At 68.4% G+C, this 22,583-nt stretch carries 12 protein-coding genes; 2 read left to right on the forward strand and 10 right to left on the reverse strand.

Features of this window, described 5'->3' with window-relative positions; all coding sequences use genetic code 11:
• Positions 1 to 9: 9 nt before the first annotated feature.
• The 9 genes from G6O68_RS07905 to G6O68_RS07945 all read right to left on the reverse strand — a co-directional run bounded on the left by G6O68_RS07905 (position 10) and on the right by G6O68_RS07945 (position 17,720).
• Positions 10 to 966, reverse strand: coding sequence for a response regulator (locus G6O68_RS07905; protein ID WP_206108042.1), 957 nt, complete (start codon positions 964 to 966; stop codon positions 10 to 12).
• Positions 967 to 1,087: 121 nt separating this feature from the next.
• Complete coding sequence (locus G6O68_RS07910) at positions 1,088 to 4,660, reverse strand: response regulator (protein ID WP_165246449.1); 3,573 nt, start codon at positions 4,658 to 4,660, stop codon at positions 1,088 to 1,090.
• 2 nt (positions 4,661 to 4,662) lie between these two features.
• Positions 4,663 to 5,034 (reverse strand): response regulator, encoded by a 372-nt coding sequence (locus tag G6O68_RS07915; RefSeq protein ID WP_165246450.1) that lies wholly within the window; start codon positions 5,032 to 5,034, stop codon positions 4,663 to 4,665.
• Positions 5,031 to 7,865 (reverse strand): response regulator, encoded by a 2,835-nt coding sequence (locus tag G6O68_RS07920; RefSeq protein WP_165246451.1) that lies wholly within the window; start codon positions 7,863 to 7,865, stop codon positions 5,031 to 5,033. Before G6O68_RS07920 ends, G6O68_RS07915 begins: the two co-directional genes overlap by 4 nt.
• Positions 7,862 to 8,470 (reverse strand): RedB protein, encoded by a 609-nt coding sequence (locus G6O68_RS07925; RefSeq protein WP_165246452.1) that lies wholly within the window; start codon positions 8,468 to 8,470, stop codon positions 7,862 to 7,864. The genes G6O68_RS07920 and G6O68_RS07925 overlap by 4 nt, the downstream gene beginning before the upstream one ends.
• A 95-nt stretch (positions 8,471 to 8,565) precedes the next feature.
• On the reverse strand, positions 8,566 to 9,900 hold the full coding sequence (locus tag G6O68_RS07930; protein WP_165246453.1) for a peptidylprolyl isomerase: 1,335 nt from the start codon (positions 9,898 to 9,900) through the stop codon (positions 8,566 to 8,568).
• Between the two features lie 243 nt (positions 9,901 to 10,143).
• A complete protein-coding gene (locus G6O68_RS07935; protein WP_165246454.1) occupies positions 10,144 to 11,619 on the reverse strand; it encodes a DUF1501 domain-containing protein in 1,476 nt (491 codons plus the stop codon).
• A gap of 9 nt (positions 11,620 to 11,628) precedes the next feature.
• Positions 11,629 to 14,895: a DUF1553 domain-containing protein gene (locus G6O68_RS07940; protein ID WP_165246455.1), complete on the reverse strand. Its 3,267-nt coding sequence runs from the start codon at positions 14,893 to 14,895 to the stop codon at positions 11,629 to 11,631.
• Positions 14,896 to 15,041: 146 nt separating this feature from the next.
• Positions 15,042 to 17,720: a bifunctional YncE family protein/alkaline phosphatase family protein gene (locus G6O68_RS07945; protein ID WP_165246456.1), complete on the reverse strand. Its 2,679-nt coding sequence runs from the start codon at positions 17,718 to 17,720 to the stop codon at positions 15,042 to 15,044.
• Positions 17,721 to 18,330: 610 nt separating this feature from the next.
• Between G6O68_RS07945 and G6O68_RS33520 the strand changes: the two genes are divergently transcribed.
• The gene (locus G6O68_RS33520) at positions 18,331 to 18,939 is read left to right on the forward strand and encodes a CHAT domain-containing protein (RefSeq protein WP_206108043.1); all 609 of its coding nucleotides are present in this window, start codon (positions 18,331 to 18,333) and stop codon (positions 18,937 to 18,939) included.
• 92 nt (positions 18,940 to 19,031) lie between these two features.
• Positions 19,032 to 21,359: an NACHT domain-containing protein gene (locus G6O68_RS07955; protein WP_165246457.1), complete on the forward strand. Its 2,328-nt coding sequence runs from the start codon at positions 19,032 to 19,034 to the stop codon at positions 21,357 to 21,359.
• 32 nt (positions 21,360 to 21,391) lie between these two features.
• On the opposite strand, the gene G6O68_RS07960 is transcribed toward G6O68_RS07955, so the two are convergent.
• A protein-coding gene (locus tag G6O68_RS07960; protein ID WP_165246458.1) for an IS630 family transposase occupies positions 21,392 to 22,521 on the reverse strand; the annotation gives its coding sequence in 2 pieces (ribosomal slippage) (positions 21,392 to 22,080 and positions 22,080 to 22,521; 1,131 coding nt in all).
• Positions 22,522 to 22,583 lie beyond the last annotated feature (62 nt).

Here is a 22,583-nt window from a genome sequence, read left to right on the forward strand (position 1 = left end):
GACGACCGCTCAGGCCGAGGGGTTCCGTCGCTTGACCAGGGTGATCTCGTTCCCGGTGGGGCTGTGGGCCACCTGGTCCATGAAGGTCCGGATCAGCAGCAGCCCCCGGCCGCCGATCCGCGTCAGGTCTTCGGGGTCGATCGGCCGCTCGAGCGACGCGACGTCGAAGCCGGGACCCTCGTCGCGGATGACGAAAGTCGCCCCGTCCTTGTCGAGCGCGGCGCGGATCTCGAGCGTCCGCGAGCGGTAAGGCTCCAGCGATCGCCGGCGCCGGGCCAGGTCGTAGAACTCGCGCTCGTCCTCCTGTCGGAGGTCCGAGCTGACTTCGAGGTTGCCGTGGAACAGCGCGTTGGCGATCGCCTCTTGCAGGGCGACGCCGATCCGCATCCGCGCGGTGGCGTCGCCGATGTGCATGCCGGTGAGATTCTGGAGGAACCGGTCGATGAGCGGGGCGATCAGCTCAGGGTCGCTCTCCAGCTCGAAGACCGACTCGTGCCGCTCGAGGCACGACAGCAGGCGCTGACGGGTCTGCGCCGCCTCGGCTACGGCCAGCACCTGGCGGAGCGTGGCGGCCAGCTCCCTCTCCAGGGCGCGCTTGGGGACGTAGCTGGCGGCGCCGGCCCGGAGCGCCCGCACGGCGACGTCCTCGCTGCCGAAGGCCGTCATCAGGACCACCGGGACCTGGGCGTATCGCTCGCGGACGGCCTCGACCAGCTCCAGCCCGTTCATCTCGGGCATCTGGAGGTCCGTCAGGACCAGGGCGACGGGGGTCTCCGCGAGGCGATCCAGCGCCTCGCGGCCGTCCCTGGCGTGGACGGTCCGGAGGCCCGCGAGGCGTTCGACGATCTTCCCCACGAGGAGGCGTTCGACCGGCTGATCGTCGACGACCAGGACCACCGGCACCTCTCGGCCCTCGGCGGTCGGTCCCCCGCACGTCTTCGCCTCGGGCTGCAACGCGACGACCATCCTCACCTCCGATGCGGATCGGGGGGCCCCGCCGACCGCGACGGGAACGCCCCCGTCGCGGCGAGCCGGCTCCGTCCCCCCCACAGAACATAGGACGCGGCGCGATGGCTCGCGGGCGGTTTCACGCCGCCCCCGAGAGCACCCGCGTCAGGCCGCCCCGGACCCGCTCCCATTGGGGGCCGACGGCCTCGACGGCCGCGCGCACGGCGTCCACGTCGCGGCTCGCGGCCGCCCGTTCCGCGGACTGGCAGGCCTCGGCGAGGTCGTCGGCCCCGATCGCCCGGCTGATGCCCTTCAGCCCGTGGGCCTCGGCGGCGGCCGTCCGGGCGTCTCCGGCCTCGGCGGCGGCGTCGAGCCGGGCCATGAGGCCGGGCGCCGACTCGAGGAAGGAGGCGAGGACCTGGCGCGCGAACGCCTCGTCGTCGCCGGCCGCCCGGGATAGCTCCCGGAGCATCCGCTCGCCCTCGCCTTCCTCGAGGGCGGGTCGAGGGGCGATCGCCCGCAGGGCCCTCGCCAGCTCCGCCTTGCGGATCGGCTTGGAGACGTAGTCGTCGAACCCGGCGGCGAGGCAACGCTCGCGGTCCCCTTCCATGGCGTGCGCCGTGACGGCGACCAGCGGCGTCCGCCGGGGCGTCCCGGCCTCGCGGGCGCGGACGGCGGCGACCGCCTCGAAGCCGTCCATCTCGGGCATCTGGACGTCTAGCAAGGCCGCGTCGAAGGCGCGGCCGGCCATCGCCTCGACCGCCTTGCGCCCGTCGCCGACGACGGACACCTCGTGCCCCATCTGCTGGAGCATCCGCGTCGCCACGAGCTGATTCACCGGGTTGTCGTCGGCGAGCAGGATGCGAAGCCCGACCTCGGAAGTCGCGCGGGCCGCGAGGGCGGCGGGGGCCGCCTTCGACGGCGGGTCCGCCCCCAGGGCCTCGTCGAGCGCCACCCGGAGGCCGGCGCGGCAGACCGGCTTCGTGAGGCGGCCGGCGACCCGCAGGTCGACGAGACGATCGGGGTCCTCGGCCGCCCCGGCGGGCGTCATGAGGATCAGGGGGACCGCGTCGAGCCCCGGGCCTTCCCGCATCGCGTGGGCCAGCTCGAGGCCGCCCATCGTCGGCATCCGCTCGTCCACCAGGGCCGCCGCGAAGGACTCGCCCCGGGCCGACGCCTCGCGAAGCCGGGCCAGGGCCGCCGCGCCGGAGGCGACCGCGACCGCCCGCACGCCCCACCCCGCGAGGATCTCCTCCAGGTTTCGCCGGCTCGTGGCGTTGTCGTCGACCACCAGGACCGTCCGGCCGACGAGCGCCCCCGCGGGCCCGACCGTCGCGTCGCCCCCCCCGACGACCCCCGGCCCCCGGCCCAGGCGGGCCGTGAAGTGGAACGTGCTGCCGACCCCGGGCTCGCTCTCGGCCCAGAGCCGCCCCCCCATCAGGCCGACGAGCTTCGAGGAGATCGCCAGGCCCAGGCCGGTGCCGCCGAACCGCCTCGTGGTCGAGCCGTCCGCCTGCTCGAACGGCTCGAAGATCCGCCCGAGCGCCGAGGCCGGGATCCCGACGCCCGTGTCGGACACGCGGAAATGCAGGAGGATCCCGGCCGCCGGATCCTCGTCGGCCGTGACCGCGACGACCACCTCGCCGCGACCCGTGAACTTGATGGCGTTGCCCGCGAGGTTGAGCAGCACCTGGCGGATCCGGTTGGAATCGCCGACCAGGGACCTCGGCACGGACGGGTCGAGCCGATACGCAAGCTCCAGCCCCTTGGCGTGGGCGCGAAGGGCGAGGACCTTGAGGGCGTCCTCGACCGCCACCACGAGGTCGAACGGCACGGCGTCGATCGCCAGCTTGCCGGCCTCGATCTTGGAGAAGTCCAGGATGTCGTCGATGATCGTCAGCAGCGACTCGGCGGACGACCTGGCCAGCGACAGGTACTCCCGCTGCCTCGGCGTCAGCTGGGTCTCCAGGGCCAGCTCGGTCATGCCCAGGACGCCGTTCATCGGCGTGCGGATCTCGTGGCTCATGTTCGCCAGGAACTCCCCCTTCACGCGGGTGGCCTCCAGCGCCTCGTCGCGGGCGCGTCGCATCGCCTCCTCCGCCTCCCTCCGGGCCGTCACGTCCTCGATCTGGGCGACGAGGTGCAGGGGGACGCCGGCCCCGTTCCTGACCAGGGTGACGCTCAGGACGATCCAGACGACGTGGCCGTCCTTGTGGATGTACCGCTTCTCCATCTGGTACGACGAGATCTCGCCGTCGATCACCCGGCGGACCTGTCGCAGGTCGGCGTCCAGGTCGTCGGGATGGGTGATGTCCTGGAAGGTGCGCGCCAGCAGCTCGCCTTCGGCATAGCCGATGAGGTCGCACAGCGAGCGGTTGACCTGGAGGAAGCGGCCGTCGGGCGCGACCAGCGCCATGCCGATGGCCGAGGCGTCGAACGCGCCTCGGAACCGCTGCTCCCCCTCGCGGAGCAGGGCGTTCGCCCGGGCGAGGTCGGCGGTGCGGTCGGCGACCCGCTGCTCCAGCTCCTGCTGCGCCCGCAGCCGCTCGCGCTCTATCTCCCTGCTGTCGGTGACGTCGTGGATGTAGCCGATCAGGCCGTCCGCGGCCGGATAGGCCCGGATCTCCAGCCACTTGCCGAGGTCGCTCGCGTGGTATTCGAAGGTGACGGGGGACCGCGAGGACGCGACCAGGCGATATTTCTCCTCCACCAGGCCCCCCGCGAGGGACGGGGAGACTTCCCAGATGGACCGCCCCAGGACGTCCCGGCGCGGTCGGCCGAAGAGCTTCTCCCACTGCGGGTTCAGGTAGGTGTAGCGCCACTCGCGGTCCAGGGCGAAGGAGGCGTCGGTGATGCACTCGAGGATCCGGGAGACCTTCCACTGGGCGGCGACCGCCTCCTCCTCGGCCCGCTTGCGGTCGTCGATGTCCGTGCAGGTCCCCACCCAGTGCGTCACCGCCCCCGCCGCGTCGCGGCAGGGGAGGGCGCGGCCCAGGTGCCAGCGGTGGAGGCCGGTGGCCCGGTCGCGGAAGCGGTACTCGATCTCGTAGGGCGACCCCGAGCGGACGGCCCGGGCCCAGGCCCGCGTGCTGCGGTCCCGGTCGTCGGGGTGGAGGATCGACGCCCAGTCGGAGCCGTCGCCCTCGGCATCGGGGAGGCCCGTGTACTCGTACCATCGGCGGTTGAAATAGTCGGGGAAGCCGTCGGGGCGGGCGGTCCAGACGATCTGGGGCATCGCGTCGGCCAGGAAGCGGAACCGCGCCTCGCTTTCGCGGAGCCGGGCGTTTGCCGCGGTCAGCTCGGCGGTGCGGGCCCGCACCAGCGCCTCGGCCTCGTCGGCGGCCGACTTGACCCGCGCAGCCGCCCGCACCCGCGCCAGGACGATCGGCGCGTTGAACGGCTTGGTGACGTAGTCGTGCGCGCCCGCCGCGAGCCCGGCCACCACGTCGTCCTCGCGATCCAGGGCCGAGACCAGGATCACCGGGATCGCCTCGGTGGCCGGGTCGGCGTTGAGCCGGCGACAGGCCTCGATCCCGTCCATGACCGGCATCATGATGTCCATCAGGATCACGTCCGGGTCGGCGGCGCGGGCCAGGTCCAGGGCTGCGGCCCCGTCGCGGGCCTCCAGCACCTCGTGGCCCTCGTCCTCCAGCTCGGCCGCCAGCAGCGCGATGTTGTCCGCGATGTCGTCCGCGACCAGGACCCTCGCCATCTTCAGCCTCCCCCGAGAGCGGACCGGATGACGGCCAGCAGGACGGACTCGTCGACCGGCTTGGTGAGCAAGCTCGTGACCCCCGAGGCGAGGATCGCCTCCGCCTCCCCCGTCACCGCATGGGCCGTGACCGCGAGGATCGGCAGCCCGGCCAGCCGCGGGTCGGCCCGGATCCGCCGCGTCGCCTCCTTGCCGTCCATCCCCGGCAGGGACACGTCCATGAGCACGAGGTCGAAGGGGCGGGCCTCCAGCGCCGCCAGCCCCTCCTCGGCGGTGGCCACGCACTGGGCGGAATAGCCCTCGTCCTCGAGCACCCACTCAAAGAGCTTGCGGTTGTCCGCGTTGTCCTCGACGACCAGGATGGAGCGGCTCATGCAATCGCCCCCGCCGGCCGGCGTCGCTTGCCCGGTACCACGGCGGCCAGCACCGCGTCGACGACCCGCTCGGCGTCGCCCCGGCCCTTCGCCAGGACCGTCGCCCCGACCTGCCTGAGCTTCAGCAGCTCGCCCGCGCCCAGCTCCCTGGCCGTCAGGATGATCACGGGGATCGACTTCCAGACCGGGTCGAGCTGGAGGTGGTCCAAGAACGTGAACCCGTCCATGACGGGCATCATCAGGTCCAGTACGATGATGGTCGGCGTCGCCTCGGCCAGCCTCGCCAGGCCCTCCCGGCCGTCCGAGGCGGTTTGGACCTGCATGCCCGACTCGTCCAGCGCCGCGCGGATCAGCCTGGAGGCGTCCGCGTCGTCCTCGACGACCAGCGCCGTCCCGGATCGGCGGCTCAGCAGGTCGCGGACCGTCGCCACCAACCCCTCGGAGTCCACGGGCTTGGTCAGGCAGCAACGGGCCCCCGCGCCGAGGGCGCGGGCCTGCTCGCCCGTGGCCGAGACGACGATCACCGGCACCGAGGCGAGCTCGGGGTCGGCGTGGAGGCTGCGGAGGAACTCGAAGCCGTCCTTGTCGGGCATCGCCAGGTCGAGGCAGATGACGTCCGGGCGGCGGACTCGGGCGGCCTCCAGGGCGGCGTCGTGGCCCCCGGCCGGGACGGCGTCGTAGCCGGCGTCGCTCAGCGAGGCCTCGAGGAGCTTGAGGGCGTCCGGGTCGTCGTCGACGCAGAGCACCGTCACGCCCCGCCCCGCCGGCCCGGCGGGGCTCGGACGGTCCGGGCCCGCGGCGGCCGCCCGCTCCGGAATCGTCCTCGGCGGCTCGGGGGCCTTGAGCGGGATCAGGGCCGCGAACTCGCTCCCCCGGCCGAACTCGCTCTCGACGTCGATCCGGCCGCCGTGCATCCGGGCGAATTGGTCGCTGATGACCAGGCCCAGCCCGGTCCCCCCCGCCTTCCGCGCCGCGCCGCCGTCGAGCTGGGTGAACCGCTGGAAGAGGCGATGCCGCTGCTCGGCGGGGATGCCGACGCCCGTGTCCCTCACCGACAGCCGGGCGACCCGGCCCAGCCGGGGGTCCAGGGCTTCCTCCACCCGGATGAGCACCTCGCCGCGCTCGGTGTACTTGATCGCGTTCGAGATCAGGTTGGTGGCCACCTGCCGCAGCTTCGTCCGGTCGCCTTGCAGCGTCAGCGGGCCCGAGGGTTCGACGAAGACCAGGTCGATCGGCCGGCCGTCGGCCAGGGGGGCGGCCTGCTCGTACGCCTCGCGGACGATCGGCGCCAGGTCCAGCCGCTCGAGGTCCAGCTCCATGCGGCCGGCCTCGATCTTCGACAGGTCGAGGATCTCGTTGATCAGCCCGAGGAGGTGCTTGGCGTTCCGGTCCACCGTGTGCAGGGCGTCGAGCTCGCGCCCGGGGATCGACCCGCCGAGCTTGCGGATCAGCCGCGCCGTGAACCCCATGATCGAATTCATCGGCGTGCGAAGCTCGTGCGACATGCTGGCCAGGAACTCGCTCTTCACCCGATTCGCCCGCTCGGCCTCGGCCTTCGCCTCCTCCAGAGCCCTGGACTGCTCGCGGAGGTCGGCCATCAGCCGCAGGCGTTGCTCCTCGACGCCGAACGCGCTCATCCGGACGGCCAGCTGGTCGAGCGAGGCCGCGACGAACTCGGCCTGCTCCTCGGTGGGGGCGGCGAAGTGCGCCGTCAGCACCACGCCCACGCATCGGCCGTTGAACGACACGGGCCAGCCGATCACCGAGTCCAGGTCCGCCTCGCCCAACCCCGCCCTGATCCGCAGCGACGCGGGCGGGAACGGGCCCTGGAGCGTCCGACGCGCGCCCGATCGGGCCACCGCCCAGGGCAGGCCCTCGCCGGAGAACGCGGCGGCCTCCAGCGGCTCGCCGTCGAGCGTCGCGGCGCATCGGGCCGCCGGGGGGAGGCCGTCGGTCCCGACCGTGTAGAGCGCCACGCAGGGGGCCCGCAGCGCCCGGGCGAGGCATTCGAGCGCGGCCCGATACGTCGCCAGGGCCTCCGGATGGTTGAGTGCCGCGGCGAACCGCGCCGCGTCGGACAGGCGGACGTCCCGGTGGTGGAGCCGCTCGGCCACGCTCCGCAGCTCCTCGGTCGTCTCCATTAATTCGGCCGTCCGCTGCCGCACCGTCTCCTCGATCCCGGCCCGCGTCGCCTCCAGCGTCGCCTGGCGGGCGGCGACCTCGCCCATCTCCTGCACCGACTGGAGGCAGGAGCGGACGAGGAAGAGGTCGATGAGGCCCATCCAGGCCGCGTGCTCCATGGCCCGCCAAGGCGTGCTCGCCAGCACGCCGTAGATGGACGAGGGCCAGAACATCCCCCGGAGCAGGTGGTCGGCCAGGGCCAGGGCCGAGGCCGTGACCAGGACCGTCCAGTCGCGGTAGAAGGCCAGCAGCGCGAGCGAGCCGAAGATGTGGAAATGGGTCTCGATCCGGCCGCCGCTGAGGTGGATGAGCAGCGACCCCACGAGCATCTGGCCCGCCGCCACCGCGTGCCGCGTCGAGACCCTTCCGGGGAACGCGATCGCCAGCATCGTCGGCAACGAGACGACGGCCCCCCCGAGCCCGACCGCGGCCCAGACGTGCTCGTGGACCCAGCTCTGGTCGCCGGACCAGGCCCGCGGCGAGACCAGAAACGCCGCCGCGACGGCGGCCGACCACTGCAGCGGCAGCAGCGCCGCGAACAGCCGGTCCGTCTCGCGATGGACCCGGTCGAGGGCCGCGGCGAGGATCGCATCGGTGCGGGCCAGGGGCGAGCTCCCGCCGTCGAATCCGTCGCCGGCCGGCGGGGTCATGCGGGGCCCCCCAGGACGCGGATCGCGCAGCCGAAGACCGGGTGGGTCGACGCCGACGGCCCCGCGCGGTTGACGAGTCGGATCACCGCGTCGGACCCGTCGTTCCGCCCCTCATGCCCGCGGGCGACCGTGATCCCGCCCGAGAACAGCCGCCGGCCGCATGGGTCGAAGAGGAGGACGTGCCCCGAGGCGACGACCCCGAAGAGGGCCGCCTCCCTCCCCCCGACGTCGTCGACCGCCCGGACTCCGGGGATCGCCTCCGCCGCCCGCCGGAGCGAGGTCCGCCCCCACGAATCGGGGGAGCCCTCGGGCCGGAAGAACACGACGTCGACGAGGATGCGGCCGTCGCAAGAAGTCACCGGCCTCGCCAGCTCGGAGACGCCGGCCGCCGAGCAAGGACAGCGGGGATGGGCGAACATCACGAGATGGTCCAGGTCGGTCGAAGGGAGGAGTCGCGATCCCGTCGGCCGGACCAGTGGGGGCGTCCCCGGGTCCCCGGGCTCGCCGGCGTGACGGTAAAGCGCCGCGAACCCCGAGGCCACGATCGCGGCCCAGGCCGTCGCGAGGGAGAACGCTCGAATACGCCGCCATTCCCACTCGCGCATTCGATGGTCCTCGGGTGTGTCCGATCGGGTGGAATCGTCTCCTCGTCCAACAAACCTCTAGGACATGGCGGCCGTTCCGGCAACTCGCCGGCCGTTCATCTCCTGGAGGTCACGGCCCGAGGCGGCTGGACGACCAGCGTCTTGCCGGTGTCGACCGTCGTCCTCGCGCCGTCGGGATCGGTCACGGAGACCAGGACGTGATACGTGCCGGCCGGCACGCCCGGGTCCAATCGCCTGGCTGAGAGGTTGATCCGGCCCGCCCGGCCGCTCCTCGCCCGGACGTTCGCCGTCGCGGTCGCGATCGTGAAGTCGCCCGGGGATCCGGTCGCGTCGGCGGCGAGGATCAGGGCGGCCTGGACCCTCCCCGCGACTTCCACGCCCGAGGCGGAGAGGGAGACGGTCTGCCGGATCCCGGCCCGCTGCCCCGCGACCACCGAGGCGGGCAGGACGCCCTGGACGGTGGGGGTCAGGGCCGACCTGGGCTGGGCCGGGGAGGGCGTCGACGTCGGCGGGGGCGACGCGGGCTGCGCGCCGGGGGAGACGGTGACGGTGAAGGTCTCCGTCGCGGAACTCCCGTCCGAGCCGTACCCCACGACGGTGATCCTCGCCGTCCCCGCCGCATGCGGGGTCACGACGAGCCGGCTCCCCTGTAGCGAGGCGGACGCCACCCCGGGGGAGTCGCTGAGCGCCGAGAAGGCCTCGTCCGCCGTGGTCACGCTCCGGATCAGGACCAGGTTCGCGGGCTGGACCGACGTCCCGAGCTTGTAGTTCTGGAGCGGGGCCGAGTCCAGCGGCGAGGCCATCGGGCCGGGCGAAGGCGCCGGCACCGCCGCGATCGCGTCCATCACCCCCAGGCCGGATTGACCCACCACCCGCCCGAAGACCGTGAACCCGCCGTTCTGCTTGTCGAGGTTGGAAGCGTTCTCGTCCGACAGGTTGAAGAAGAACTGGCTGGTGGCGCTGTTCGGGTCGCTGCCGAGCTTGGCCATCGCGATCGTGCCCCGGACGTTCGACGCGCCGAATTCGTTCTGGACCGGGGCGTCCGTCGCGGTGGTCGCGATGTCCGGCTTGGATGTGAGCTGGAATCCCCCCGCCTGCCAGACGAAGCCGGGGACCGAGCGGTGGACGACGGAGTCGTCGTAGGCGCCCTTGTTCGCGTAACTGAGGAAGTTCGCCACGGTTTTCGGCGTGGTCGAGGGGGTCAGGAGCACCGGGATCGTCCCCAGCGAGGTGTCGAAGATCGCGAAGTCGGGCGAGGCGTCCGGGTCGGTGAAATGGGCGCCCAGGTCCACCGCCGTCGCCGCGGAGCCGGCCGCGAGGCCGACGTCCGGCAGCGGGACCGCCGCGGAGATGGTCATCAGGGCGCGGGTCTCGAGGTGCTCGACCTGACCCAGGGGGCGTGCGCGACGCGCTCGTACCTGCCGCTTCATCGGCCGCTCTCCAAAGCGTTCGGCGGCCTGGCGCATGGGGCGGCGGCGATGTGGGCGAATCGGCCAGGCGGGGCCTGTGTGTCGGGGGAAGTCCGTCGGCCCGGCTCACGCCGATCGGGAGTTCGAATCCCGGCGTCCGGGCCGCGCAAGGCGACGTGGCCCCCGTTCATACCCCCGATCCGGTTCCGGCGACAGGTCAATTCGGACGCATCGGCGCCGCGGCGGGCTCGTCGAGCCGTCCGTTCAGGCCAGGACCTGGGTGATGACGTCCCCCTCGACGTTGGTCAGGCGACGCCGGACGCCGTTGTGTTCGAACGTCAGCGCCTCGTGGTCGAGGCCGAGGAGGTGGAGGATCGTGGCGTTCAGGTCGTAGAGCGGGTGGACGTCCTGGATCGCGCGCTGGCCGAGGTCGTCGGTGACCCCGTGGCTGACGCCCGGCTTGACCCCGGCGCCGGTGAGCCAGCAGGTGAAGCCGTCCGGGTTGTGGTCGCGGCCCTGGGCCCCCTTCTGGAACATCGGCATCCGGCCGAATTCCGTGCACCAGACCACGAGGGTCTCCTCCAGCAGCCCGCGTCGCCGGAGGTCGCGGATGAGCGCGGCGGCGGGCTGGTCGAGGATCGCGGCGTGCCGATCGTATTGCTCCCGGAGCTTGCTATGGCCGTCCCAGTTCAGCTCGCCGCCGCTGGCGTAGGCCCCGTTGAAGAGCTGGACGAAGCGGACGCCGCTCTCGATCAGCCGCCTGGCCAGGATGCAGTTGCGGGCGAAGGCCGCCTTGATGGGGTTCGACTCGTCGTCGGCCCCGTACAGCCGCAGGACGTGGGCGGGCTCCGTGGACAGGTCGCCGATCCGGGGGATGCTGAGCTGCATCCGCGCGGCCAGCTCATAGCTGGCGATCCGCGCGGCGAGCTTGCCGTCGCCGGGGTGGTCCTCCAGGTGGCGCTGGTTCATGCGCCGCAGTAGGTCGCGCGCGGCCCGGTCGGCCTCGGGGCCGACGCCGGACGCGGCCAGGTGGCGGACCGGGTCCTTGGCGCTCAGGGGCGTCCCCTGGAAGGCCGCGGGCAGGAAGCCGGGGCCCCAGTTGTTCGAACCGTTCTGCGGGACCCCGCGCGGGTCGGGGATCGCGACGTAGGCGGGCAGGTCCTGGTTCTCGCTGCCGAGCGCGTAGCTGGCCCAGGAGCCGAGGCTCGGGAACCCGTCGAGGACGAAGCCGGTCGAGAGGAAGTTCTCGGCGGGGCCGTGGGTGTTGCTCTTGCTGGTCAGCGAATGGATGAACGCGATGTCGTCGGTCAGCTCCGCCAGGTGCGGGAGCATGTCGGACACCATCTTTCCGGTCTGCCCCCGCGGCCGGAATTCGTACTGAGGGCGAGCGAGGGCGCCGGCCGGCCCCTGGAAGGTGACGGCCGGGCCCCCCGGCAGGGGCTGGCCGTCGTACTTGATCAGCTCGGGCTTGTAGTCCCACGTCTCCAGCTGGCTGACCGCGCCCGCGCAGAAGATGACCAGCACGTTCTTGGCCCGAGCGGGGAAGTGCGGCGGCCTCGGGGCGAAGGGGCGGCCGGGATCGATCACGGGGGCTGGATGCTCCGCGGCGAGCAGGCCGTCACGTCCCAGGAGGCTCGCCAGCGCGATCGAGCCCAGGCCGGTCGCCGCGTTGGAGAGGAAGCGGCGGCGATCCAGCCAGCCCCGGCCGATCGCGGAGAGGCCCTCGGCGTGACGGGTCATCGGGACACCTCAGGGCAGGAAGAGGAATTCGTTGCAGTTGAGCAGCACGCGGCCGAGCGCGGCCGCGCCGAAGCGGTCGACGACATCCCGGGCCTCGGCGGCCTCCGCCTCGCTCGGCTCGCGCGAGAGGGCCAGTTGATAGGCCCGCCGCACCTGGCGGTCGGCGTCGGGGCCGACCTCCCGCGTCAGGCGGTCGGCGAGGGCCTCGGCCTGGTCGAGCGTGAAGCGGCTGTTGAAGAGGTTGAGCGCCTGGATGGGCGTGGTCGACTCCCGACGGCTCGCCGCGCTCTGGCCGGCGTCCGGGCAGTCGAATGCGCCGAAGACGGCGTCGCGCTCGCGACGGACCTTGTGGGCGTAGATCATCCGACGCAGGCCGTCGCCCCGGAACGACTCGACGGGCGTGAAGCCGGTGAGGCCCCCGCGCTTGTCGAACAGGTCGAACCCCGGCCCGCCGGGCTTCGGGTCGAGCCGGCCGGCGACCGCCAGCATGGAGTCGCGGATCGCCTCGGCGTCGATCCTCCGCGGCGGATAGCGCCAGAGCAGCCGCGCGTCCGCGTCCCGGGCGGCCGGCTCGGGCCTCGACCGGGAGGATTGGCGGTAGGCGGCGGAGAGGACGATCAGGCGATGCATCCGCTTGATCGACCACCCGCCGCGCACGAATTCGGAGGCCAGCCAGTCGAGCAGCTCGGGATGCGACGGCCGGGCGCCCATCCGGCCGAAGTCGCTCGCCGTCTCGACCAGCCCCGTTCCGAAATGCCCCTGCCAGATGCGATTGACCATGACCCGCGCCGTCAGCGGATTCTCGGGCGACGCGATCCATTCGGCCAGCACGCGACGCCGCTCCTGCTCGCCCGCCTCGCCGTCCAGCCTCGCTCCGCCGAGCGCGGCGAGCAGGGCCGGGACGACCTCCTCTTTGGGTTGTTCCGGGTCGCCGCGATTCAGCAGGTGGATCGCGTCGGGCTTGCGGAAGGTTCCGGCGAACGCCAGGTCCTCGCGGCTGGCGGCGGCGAGCTGATCCTGAACCGCCTTGCGTTCGGCCTCGATCGCGCGGACCTTGCGGGCGTCTTCCTCGTCGAGCCCGGCCGTGGAGGCCGCGGCGGAGGCCTCACGCTTCCCGGCGGAGGGGGGGCGACGGTCCGAGGCGTCGGCCACGAGGCGCCAGGAGCCGTCCGGGGCCTGCACCTCGATCCGATAGTCGGTCGCGAGCCGGTCCTCGTACTCGCCGTGGCGGTCGCGGCCCCAGGTCACGCGCTCGACCGTCTTTTCGGAGCCGAAGTCGATCTCGACCCATCCCTTGCCGGGCTCGTTCGACATCCAGCTCCGCGAGTTGCCGTACTGGCCGTCGTTCAAGAATCGGAGTTCGTGCCGGTCGGCGACGACGGTGTCGCCGGACGAGCGGACCGTAACCTCGGGGCCCAAGGCCGCGTTCCGGCCGGAGGTGTCGAAGACCTCCAGCTCGTCGAGGCAGGGTTCGAGCTGATTCGTGGCGTTGATGGTGAAGCGCACCCGTCGGGTCGCGACCGGGGCGAAGCGGTCGTTGTTGGCCTGCGCGTTGACGCCGGGACGCGAGGGCGCTGCGTCGACGACGGTGGTCAGGGCGTCGAGCGACGGCCCCGCCTCGATCGTGTAGGCGGTCGCGAGTCGGTCGCCGAAGACGCCTTCCCGGTCCCGGCTCCAGGCGACCCTGACGATGCGGGTCGGCGCGGCCAGCTCGACGGTCACCGCCCCTCGGCCGGGCTCGTCGGACATCCAGCTCCAGGCGTTGCCGAAACGGCCGTCGTTCAGGTGCTCGGGCCGATGGATGTCCGAGGTGCGGCTGCCCGAGGCCGTGGCCTTGCCCCCGTTGGCGGCCAGCGCCACGTTGCGCGGGCTCGGCTCGTCGGTGAAGACCTCGATCTCGTCGAGGCAGGGCTCGATCAGCCCGAGCGTCGGGTGCCGGTTCGCATCGTGGATGGTGAAGCGGACGAACCGGGCCTCGACGGGGGCGAAGCTCTCCTCGTTGAGCGACGGGCTCGGCTCCTTGACCCGGACGCGGCCGGGACGAGCGGGCGGCTCGAATCGGCCGAGCTTCCGGTCGAGTTCGGCGACCCTCGCCTTGAGGCCCGCCGCCTGCCGACGCCTCTCCAGGGACTCGGGCGTCCGCATCTCGCGGTCGCCGTACTCCACGCCCGCGACGAAGGCCTGCATCGAATAATAGTCGCGGGCGGTGATCGGGTCGAACTTGTGGTCGTGGCAGCGGGCGCAGCCGATGCTCAGGCCGAGGAACGTCTGGCCGATGTTCACCACGATCTCGTCGATCGCGTCCTGGCGTGCGAGCCGCTTGGACACGTCGTCCGCGCCGATCTGGCCCGGCAGCAGGACCGAGGCCGTGACCAGGAAGCCGGTCGCCGCGTCGCGGCCCAGCGCGTCGCCGACGAGCTGCTCGCGGATGAACCGGTCGTACGGCGTGTCCGTGTTGAGCGCCGCGATCACGTAGTCGCGGTACGGCCAGGCGTGGGGGCGTTCGGTGTTGACCTCGAAGCCGTGCGTGTCGGCGTAACGGACGACGTCCAGCCAGTGCTGCGCCCAGCGCTCGCCGTGCAGCGGCGACGCGAGCAGGCCCTCGACGATCCGCTCGTAGGCGTCGGGGCGATCGTCGCCGAGGAACGCGGCCACCTGTTCGGGGGGCGGGGGCAGACCGATCAGGTCGAAGCAGACGCGCCGGAGCCAGGCGACGCGGTCGGCCTCGGGGGACGGTTCGAGCCCTTCCTGTTCCAGCCTGGCGAGGATCAGGCGGTCGATCGGTGTCCGAGCCCAGGACTCGGGTGCGACTTGGGCGACGGTCGGGGGCGAGACCGGCTTGAACGACCAGTGGTCGAGGCGGTCTTCGAGCTTCGCGAGGTCGACGCCGTCGGGCCAGACCGCGCCCTGCTCGATCCAGGCCCTGAGCGTGGCGATCTCGGCGGCGGGGAGCGGCTCGGACGAGGCGGGCATGCGCGAGTCGGCGTCCTCGGCCTCGACGAGCTGGACCAGCGGGCTCTCCGCCGCGTCGCCCGGCACGACGGCCGGGCCGTAGGCGTCGCCCCCCCTGAAGGCCTCGGACTTGACGTCCAGGCGGAGGCCCCCCTTCTGCTTCTTCGCGCCGTGGCAGGAGTCGCATCGCTGCTGGAGGATCGGCCTGACGTCGCGGACGAAGTCGACGCCTTGCGCGCCCGCCGAGGTCGAGGCCGCGACCAAACCGACCCCGAGGGTCAGGGCCCGAAGCACGGCGAACGGTGGGATCCAGGCCTGGGGCATGGCGAGTCTCGCGGGTCGTGCCTCGGTCGGACGCGGCTCGATGACGACGGCATGTGCGGGGGGATTTCCCCTCGACATGTTAACACGTCCCGGGGCGGTTGCCATCGAAGGGGCTCCCGATGGCCCGCCCCCGGGTCGTCGCCCGCTCAGTCGTCGTCATCCTCCGCGAAGCTGATCGCCCATTCGGGGTAGGGGATCGTCGAGCCTTTCCGGGCCCGCCACAGGATGCGGTTCAGGACGTCTTCCGGCGCCTTGTCGACCTCGCGGAAGTTGAGCTGGGCGGAGAGGAGGGCGTCTTCCCGGAGCGCCTCGTCGCGGATCGCCCGAGGCTGGGGGTTCATCTGGTCCAGGGGGACGAGGTTGGCGACGGAATCGAACGGCGTGAGGTCGGGCTCGTCGACGAAGCAGTCGAACATCGGCGTCGCGCCCGCGTCGAACTGGTTCATCGGCGGCAGGCCGAGGATCTGCTCGATCGTGCGGATCATGCTGGTGGTGTTGTACTGCGTGCTGACCACGGCGTTCCTCTTGGCGAAGGGGCTGGCGCAATAGGCCGTCGTGCGGTAGCCGCTCACGTGGTCCCATCCGGCCTGCGGGTCGTCCTCGATCCCGAAGACGGCCATCTTGCTCCAGAACTTCGAATGGCTCAGGGCCTCAACGATCCGGCCGAACGCCAGGTCGTTGTCGGCCATGCACGAGGCCGGCGTGGGGCTGCCGGCGCTCGTGCCGCTGGTGTGGTCGTTGGGTAGGCAGATGATGACGAGGTTCGGATAGTCGCCCCTGGCCTCGAACTCCTTCAGCTCGCGGATGATGAAGTCCGCGCGATACTGGTCTGGGACCGCCATCTCCCAGCCGACGTAGGCCGTGGGCGAGAACGGGCGGATGGATTCCACCGACGGCTCGCTCGCGAAGACGACCTCGTCGGACTCCCCCTTCCACGTGCGGTAGCAGGCGAGGTAGTCGGGCGTCCCCTTCTTCGTCTCGTCCTTCCAGCGGACCTTGGGGGCCATGAACTCGCCGTAGTTGCGGATGGTCTTCTTGTGGGCGACGGCGTTGTCCCACAGGAAGCCGGCGGGGGAGTAGGCCAGGGCGTCGGCCTCGTCCTCGCCCATGCCGTCGGGATAGCTCCGGGGGAAGCCGGCGAAGCTCTTCTCCATGTAGTCCGTGGCGAAGGCCGTCGTGCTCCACTGGTGGCCGTCCGCGCTCAGGATCCCGGCGCAGTACGTGTTGTCCAGGAGGACGAACTGGTCGGCGAGCTTGTGCTGGTTCGGCGTCACGTCCGCGCCGAAGATGCAGAGGTCCGCCCGACCCCGGCCCCGCTTGTTCGCGCCGAAGACCTGATCGTAGGTCCGGTTCTCCTTGATGACGTAGACGACGTGCTCGATCAGGCTGGGCTCGCCGATCCGCTCGGGGACGGCCCGCGGCGGCTGGCCCTCGCGCGGCGGTAGGGCCGCCTGGGCGATATTGCCGCGCCGGAGGTTCTTCGCCGTCCGCTCCGAGAGCTTCGGCAGGTCTTCCGCCGAGGGCGACGGCATCAGCGAGACCGACCCGTGGTAGTGGTGCGAGTTGAACCCTTCCTTGCCGTCCTTCTGCTTCTTCGGGGCGATCGGCAGCCCCTTGATGTTCGCCACGCACAGCGACTTCCGCTTCGCGTCGTAGGCGAGCGCCCCGGGGAACCAGCCGGCGGGGATCAGCCCTTCCAGCTTCGTGTCCCCCTTGTCCTCGGGGTCGAAGTGGAGGACGGCGACGGCGTTCTGCGTGCCGTTGGCGACGAACAGCCTGCGGCCGGTCTCGTCGAACGCCAGGGCGTTGGGCGACGCCCCGAACAGGTCCGACGGCTTCGCCTTGGTCCAGACCGTCTCGATCACCTCCTCGCGGGCGACGTCGATCAGGCTCAGGTTGTCGCTCCCCGCGTTGGCGCAGACGAGGTGCTTGCCATCCGGCGAGACGGCCAGCGCCGACGCGTGCAGGCCGGTGAGGAGTTCCCGAGACACGCGATTCGCCGCCAGGTCGACGACGCTCACGGAACCTTCGCTGGCGATGAACCGGACCGAGTCGACGCGCACCTCGGTCCCGCGCCCCGCCGGACCGGTCAGGTCGCCCGGTTCGGGACGACGGCCGGCCCAGTTGCTGACGAAAGCCTTCCCACCCGTCAGGACGACATCGTAAGGGGCGGCGCCCACGTCCCAGGTGCGGACCACGGCGCCGTCGGCGGTGTTCAACTCCAGCAGCTTGTTCGACAGGTTGCCGCAGACGTACAGCCGCGAGTCGTCGTCCGACAGCGCCTGCCCGCTGGGGATCTCCGGCTTGCGTCGGGGGGCGTTGGCCTCGGGGAGCCGGAAGGTGTGCGTGGGCTGAATCGTGCCGTCGTCGGCGACGGCGAAGACCTTGATCGAGCCGTCGACGTTGCTCAGGTAGACCCGCTTGCCGTCGTGCGAGAAGATCAGGCCCGTGTAGCTGACCTGCCCCTTCTTGTCCGGGTTGAGGATGTTCGGCGAGACGACGGTCGGCGGCTCGTGCTGGTCCTCGCTGGGGAGGGCCACGCGCTGGACGACCTTCCCCTCGTCCAAATCGATCACGAGCACCTCGCTCGTCTTCCCCGAGACCAGCAGCCGCTTCCCGTCCGGCGACAACGCCAGCGCCTGGGGACGCAGCCCCGCCAGCTCCACCTGCCGCCCGTAGGGGGTCAGGAGCTGATTGACGGGCGTGACGATCACGTCGTCCCGCCACCGCCCGACGAGGTCCGTCGACGTCTCGATCGCGGGTTCCTGACCCAAAGCCGCCGACGCCGCGACCATCCAAAACGCCAGTGTCCAGGCTCGGATCATGTCTTCCTCGGGGAACGCATCTCGCTTCGGGTAATCCGCCGACCGGGCCGGAGCCCGACGCGGCCCTCGATCCGACGGCGACCGGGGCCTACCCAATCATGCGATAACGACGGGCCGAGTTCCACCCTCCGGTCGGCGATGATCTTATGGGTCATGATTGATTCAAACCTCACCGTTTCCTAGCCTTTAGGTAAAGCTTTACCTTGATAGCTGGGAGACCCAGTGATAAAAACAGGGGCTCGCCTGCTTTAAGCTCGATGCTTGCACGCCATCGCCCTCGCTGATAGATTCCTGATGTCAAGCTTCCGGATGACAAAGTAAAGGATCATGCTGGCTCTCGGCCAGTACTCTGTCTTCCGAAGTCGCTGCGGTATCGAGTAACGAGGGAGTAGTAGTTGCTCAAGGAAGCAAGAGAACCTGGTCCGCTGCAGCTTGAACCTCGAATATAATTGTTGCTCAGAAGTTCAATTGGAGAATCCCGTTCACGCAGGGTGATGGGACCACTAGGTTGCAGATAGTGCTTCGCATTTGGGTGGAGAGCTAACGGTAGGCCCTACTACTCTGCTTGCGGTTACAGGGCGTAGTCTAATTGTTCGGGAGTATCCCAGTTGTGGTCAAGATTCTATTCGTAGCGTCCAATCCGAAAGATACTGACAGCCTTCGCTTGGGGGAGGAAGCAAGGACGATTAGAGAGCGGATCAGGCTTGCGAGGGGTCGCGATGATTTTGAGGTTCATCAAGAGTTCGCTGTGCGAACTGGCGATATGCAGTTGCATTTACTGCATTATAGCCCCGACATTGTTCACTTCAGTGGACATGGAAGTCCAGCAGGCCAGATAGTCTTTGAGGATCACAGTGGTTATAGCCACCCAGTCGAGCCAGAAGCGTTGGAGCGTCTATTCACTACGCTTCGCGACAACGTAAAGTGTGTAGTCTTAAATGCGTGTTACTCTGAGATTCAGGCGCAAGCTATTGCTAAGTCCATAGATTGTGTTGTTGGGGTTGCGCGATCTATCGCAGACGACGCGGCAGTCGCGTTTGCCTTAGGCTTTTATCAAGGTTTGGCCTATGGGCGTTCCATTCAGACGTCTTTTGATCTTGGAATAGATCAGATCCATATGGCCAGCCCTGGTCAGCAGGATCGGCCACGCCTAATTGTCAAAGCAGGAGTGGATGCTGGCAGCGTGTACTTAATGGGAGGGCTTGGCTCAAACCCTTAGTCGGCCCGCCGTCGTCGCTCGGAGCTACGGCGGGCCAATCAGATCAGTCCAGCATAGAACTATCTCAAAGCATATTGGAGATCTCGCCGGTTGTGACCCAGCTTTTCGCCGATTCAATACGAGGTGTGGAGGAGCATGCCACTGCATCGCAAGCAATCGAAAACTATGTCAGAGAAACCATTGATTCATGCTCGTTCGTTAAAATCATGGGCATGGACCAGCCGGTTCCGTTGGATGATATATATACAGAAGTGAAAATAAATTCTCGGATCAAGTCGAGAGAATATAATTCGATTCAGCAGTTAGAGTCGGAGGTTCGATCTGCAATACCGCACTCCGATGTAGCGCGTATCGAACAGGAGGCTAAACAAAAACTGGAGAGGTCTCAGCGTCAGGCTCAGTTTAGGTCGGCCGAGGCAGGTGTAAATGCGAAGTACGATGCACTTCTAGCATTGCTTTCGGAGGATGAATCGAGTCCTGATCTAAGGGGGCCTATTGAAAATTCCCATTCCTCGCGCATGTCGGGTTTTGTGAGCGATGAACGAGGAAGTATTGAATTGAGAAGAAAGAACGAGTTGATCAAGGCGCGCAAGAGATCTGAGCGAGATGCATTGACGGATGAGCAGGCCCGTGTTGTTGAAGAGCAATTACCGTTGATGGTAGAGAGGCTACTTAGTCAGAGAGTTCAGGAAGGATTAGCCCAAAAGGTTTTGGACGACTTTGGTCATGGTGTTTCTATCGATGGGCCTAAGCAACCATTGTGGAACATCGTGTCGTCTAAAGATCGATTGCTTTTATTGGGCAGGCCGGGAGCTGGGAAGAGCACTTCGCTGAAGCATATTGCAAAGAGATATGTTTGCATGCCTCGTCTGCCCCTCGCTTCGGGGGGCCTCCCCGATAAGCCAAGGATTCCGCTTCTGATTAACTTGCGAGAGTACGAGGCGTCGAAGGAAAGCACCATATTCGATTTTGTAGAACGGCAGTTTGGAGCTTATGGATTTGCAGAGCCTAAACTTGTTCTAGAGACGATGTTGAAATCCAGTCAGGAGTGTTCTGTGCTGTTTGATGGCTTGGACGAAGTGCCGCGGTCCCAGCAGTCTGAGGTCGTTGTAGAGATAACCAAGCTGGCTAAAAAGTATCCAAATAATCAATATATTGTCTCGTGTCGCACGGCCAACTATCTGGGGCAGCTCGAGCGATTTTCTGAACTTGAAATTGCAGATTTTGGCCAGGCTCAGATATCGCATTTTGTGAGGCACTGGTTTGCAGGTACTCCTTCTGTTGCAGTTAGCTTCTTGGCTGAGCTGGCTCGCAAGCCTGGCTTGAGTGAATTGACTACCACCCCTCTTTTGCTAGCTATGCTTTGTGTGGCGTTTAATCGCCATCAGAAATTTCCGGAGCAGAAGTCTTTCGTGTATCTAGCTTGTCTCGATGCGCTGCTTCTTGATTGGGATTCGTCGAAGCAATTGCGCAGAGAGTCATTTGTGCCGGGTTTTGATTCTGAGTCCAAGAAACTAATTCTGGCGAAAATGGCTTGTGACACTTTTTGTGACGCCGAGTTGTTCTTCACAAAAGAGGAGGCCGCGAGGAAATTTGAAGAACTGTCGGAGGTGATGCCAGGAAAAAAAGTGAGTGGACGCGACCTTCTGGCTGAATTTGAAGAGAATCACGGACTCTTGATTGAGCGTGCGCGTCATATATATTCGTTTTCGCATTTAACGATTCAAGAGTTTTTGGCTGCTTTGCACTTGTCTAGGTCTGCGGCTGATGTGCACGCTAGATTGTTGGATGAGCTGTTAGAGGATATAAGGTGGAGAGATACGTCGGTTTTTCTTCTCTGCTTGCTGTCGCATGCCGATGAATTGTTCACGGCTCTTCGTAATCGCGGCAAGGCGTGTCTTAGGTCAACGTCGGTTGGATCTCTCATGTATTCTGGAGAGCTGCCCAAGCGTGTGCAGGACTTTATTCGATCTGAGAACGAAGGCAGCGTGCCGGGGGGGTGGGAGCCCTGGTTTCGCTGGAAGATGTTTGAGTACAATATCGTGAAGGTGTCGCACGATGTTTCGAATAAATCGGCTGTTAATGTGTTGATGAAATCTGAGGCTAGCAGATATCTGGCGAGTGTGGTTTCCGTGGATCCCTATGATAAGACCGGTTTGAGGTATCGAAGGTCTGTTAATAATATGTTGGCGGAGTGCGCGGGGGTGCAGCCCAGGCGGCTTGATACAAATACTGTGGCTGTTTATGGTGTTAATATCTCGTTGTACTTGAATCTAGTTAATGTGGCGCTCGAGGCTTTGGCGTCTGGATCTCGCGTATCCCCGCAGCTGCGAATGCGACTGGCCCGAGATATCGGCGATCCAGCCATGGACATTTGGCCCGACCCTCCTGCCAAGCGAATGAACCGGCTTGGTGCCTGATAGGCTATCTCACCCCTAGTAGATCGCCAGCCTCAAAGTGTCGGGTAAAGGCGTCGGAGTTTCATCCGGGCGTCGGCGGTGGTGAATCGCCACCGGACGCCGACGCCCTGCTCGTTGCGGGCCTCCTCCCAGGCGGCGACCTGCCGCTCCAACTCCTCCCGCGTCTCGATGCGGCGGTCGAGGCACTGGCGGGAGAGGACCGACAGCTCGATCTCGGCGACGTTCAGCCACGAGCCGTGCTTCGGCGTGTGGTGCACCTCCAGCTTCCGGACGATCCGCCGGGCCCGCTCGGGCGGGAACGCCTCGTAGAGGCTGGCGAGCTTGTGGGTGTTGAGGTTGTCCATCACGAGCACGACCTTCTCGGCCTCCTCGTGGACGTCCTCGACCAGCCAGCGGACCACCTCGGCGAAGTCCTTGGCCGTCCGGCGGCCCGTGACCTTGACGGCCCGCCAGCCCAGCAGCGGCTCGGCGACCATGAACAGGCTGGTCGTCCCGTTGCGGACGTACTCGTAGTCGACCCGCTCGGGCCGGCCCGGGGCCGCGGGGATCGGCGCGGCCGCCTCGCCGACGAGCTGCTTGCTCGCCTCGTCGAGGCAGACCAGCGGGCGTCTCTCGTCGTAGGGGCGGCGATAGACGTCCAGGACGTCCTCCATCGCCGCCACGAACTCGGCGTTCGCCTCCGGCGGGATGCACCAACGCTCGGTCAGCCAGGGCTTGATCTCGTTTTTTTGAGGGCGACCCGGACGGTCTCGTCGGAGATCGCGTCGACGATCCGCAGCTCGACGAGGCGGTCGGCCAGGAGCTGCATCGTCCAACGCTTGCGGCCGTCGGGCGGGGCCGAGCACGCCAGGGCGACGAGCGTCGCCTCCGCCCGGCCGTCGAGCTTCGGCTCGCGGGCCGGCCGCCCCCGCCGCTTGCGGTCCAGCGCCGCGTCGAGGCCCTGCTCGACGAACCGCCTGCGGACCCGCTCGACGGTCGCGACGCTGACGCCGAAGGCCTCGGCGATCCGGGCGTCGGGCCAGGCGGGGCCGCCCTCGGCGGCGTCGGCCTTCAGCAGGATGTGGGCGTGGGCGAGCTTCCTGGCCGCCGACTTGCCGGCGGCGAGCATCTCGTGAAGCCGCTGACGTTCCTCGGCTTCGAGCGTGACCTCGTAGACCTTCATCGGGCCCTCCTGTGGCGGTGTCGCCACCAGGAGAACCGATCTCAGATCCACCCGCAAATTAA

It is taken from the genome of Paludisphaera soli (assembly GCF_011064595.1).
GTDB classification, from domain to species: domain Bacteria; phylum Planctomycetota; class Planctomycetia; order Isosphaerales; family Isosphaeraceae; genus Paludisphaera; species Paludisphaera soli.

Coding starts and splice junctions, on each gene's coding strand:
- G6O68_RS07905 (WP_206108042.1), bottom strand. CDS start 966: ATGGTCGTCGCGTTGCAGCCCGAGGCGAAGACGTGCGGGGGACCGACC.
- G6O68_RS07910 (WP_165246449.1), bottom strand. CDS start 4,660: ATGGCGAGGGTCCTGGTCGCGGACGACATCGCGGACAACATCGCGCTG.
- G6O68_RS07915 (WP_165246450.1), bottom strand. CDS start 5,034: ATGAGCCGCTCCATCCTGGTCGTCGAGGACAACGCGGACAACCGCAAG.
- G6O68_RS07920 (WP_165246451.1), bottom strand. CDS start 7,865: ATGACCCCGCCGGCCGGCGACGGATTCGACGGCGGGAGCTCGCCCCTG.
- G6O68_RS07925 (WP_165246452.1), bottom strand. CDS start 8,470: ATGCGCGAGTGGGAATGGCGGCGTATTCGAGCGTTCTCCCTCGCGACG.
- G6O68_RS07930 (WP_165246453.1), bottom strand. CDS start 9,900: ATGAAGCGGCAGGTACGAGCGCGTCGCGCACGCCCCCTGGGTCAGGTC.
- G6O68_RS07935 (WP_165246454.1), bottom strand. CDS start 11,619: ATGACCCGTCACGCCGAGGGCCTCTCCGCGATCGGCCGGGGCTGGCTG.
- G6O68_RS07940 (WP_165246455.1), bottom strand. CDS start 14,895: ATGCCCCAGGCCTGGATCCCACCGTTCGCCGTGCTTCGGGCCCTGACC.
- G6O68_RS07945 (WP_165246456.1), bottom strand. CDS start 17,720: ATGATCCGAGCCTGGACACTGGCGTTTTGGATGGTCGCGGCGTCGGCG.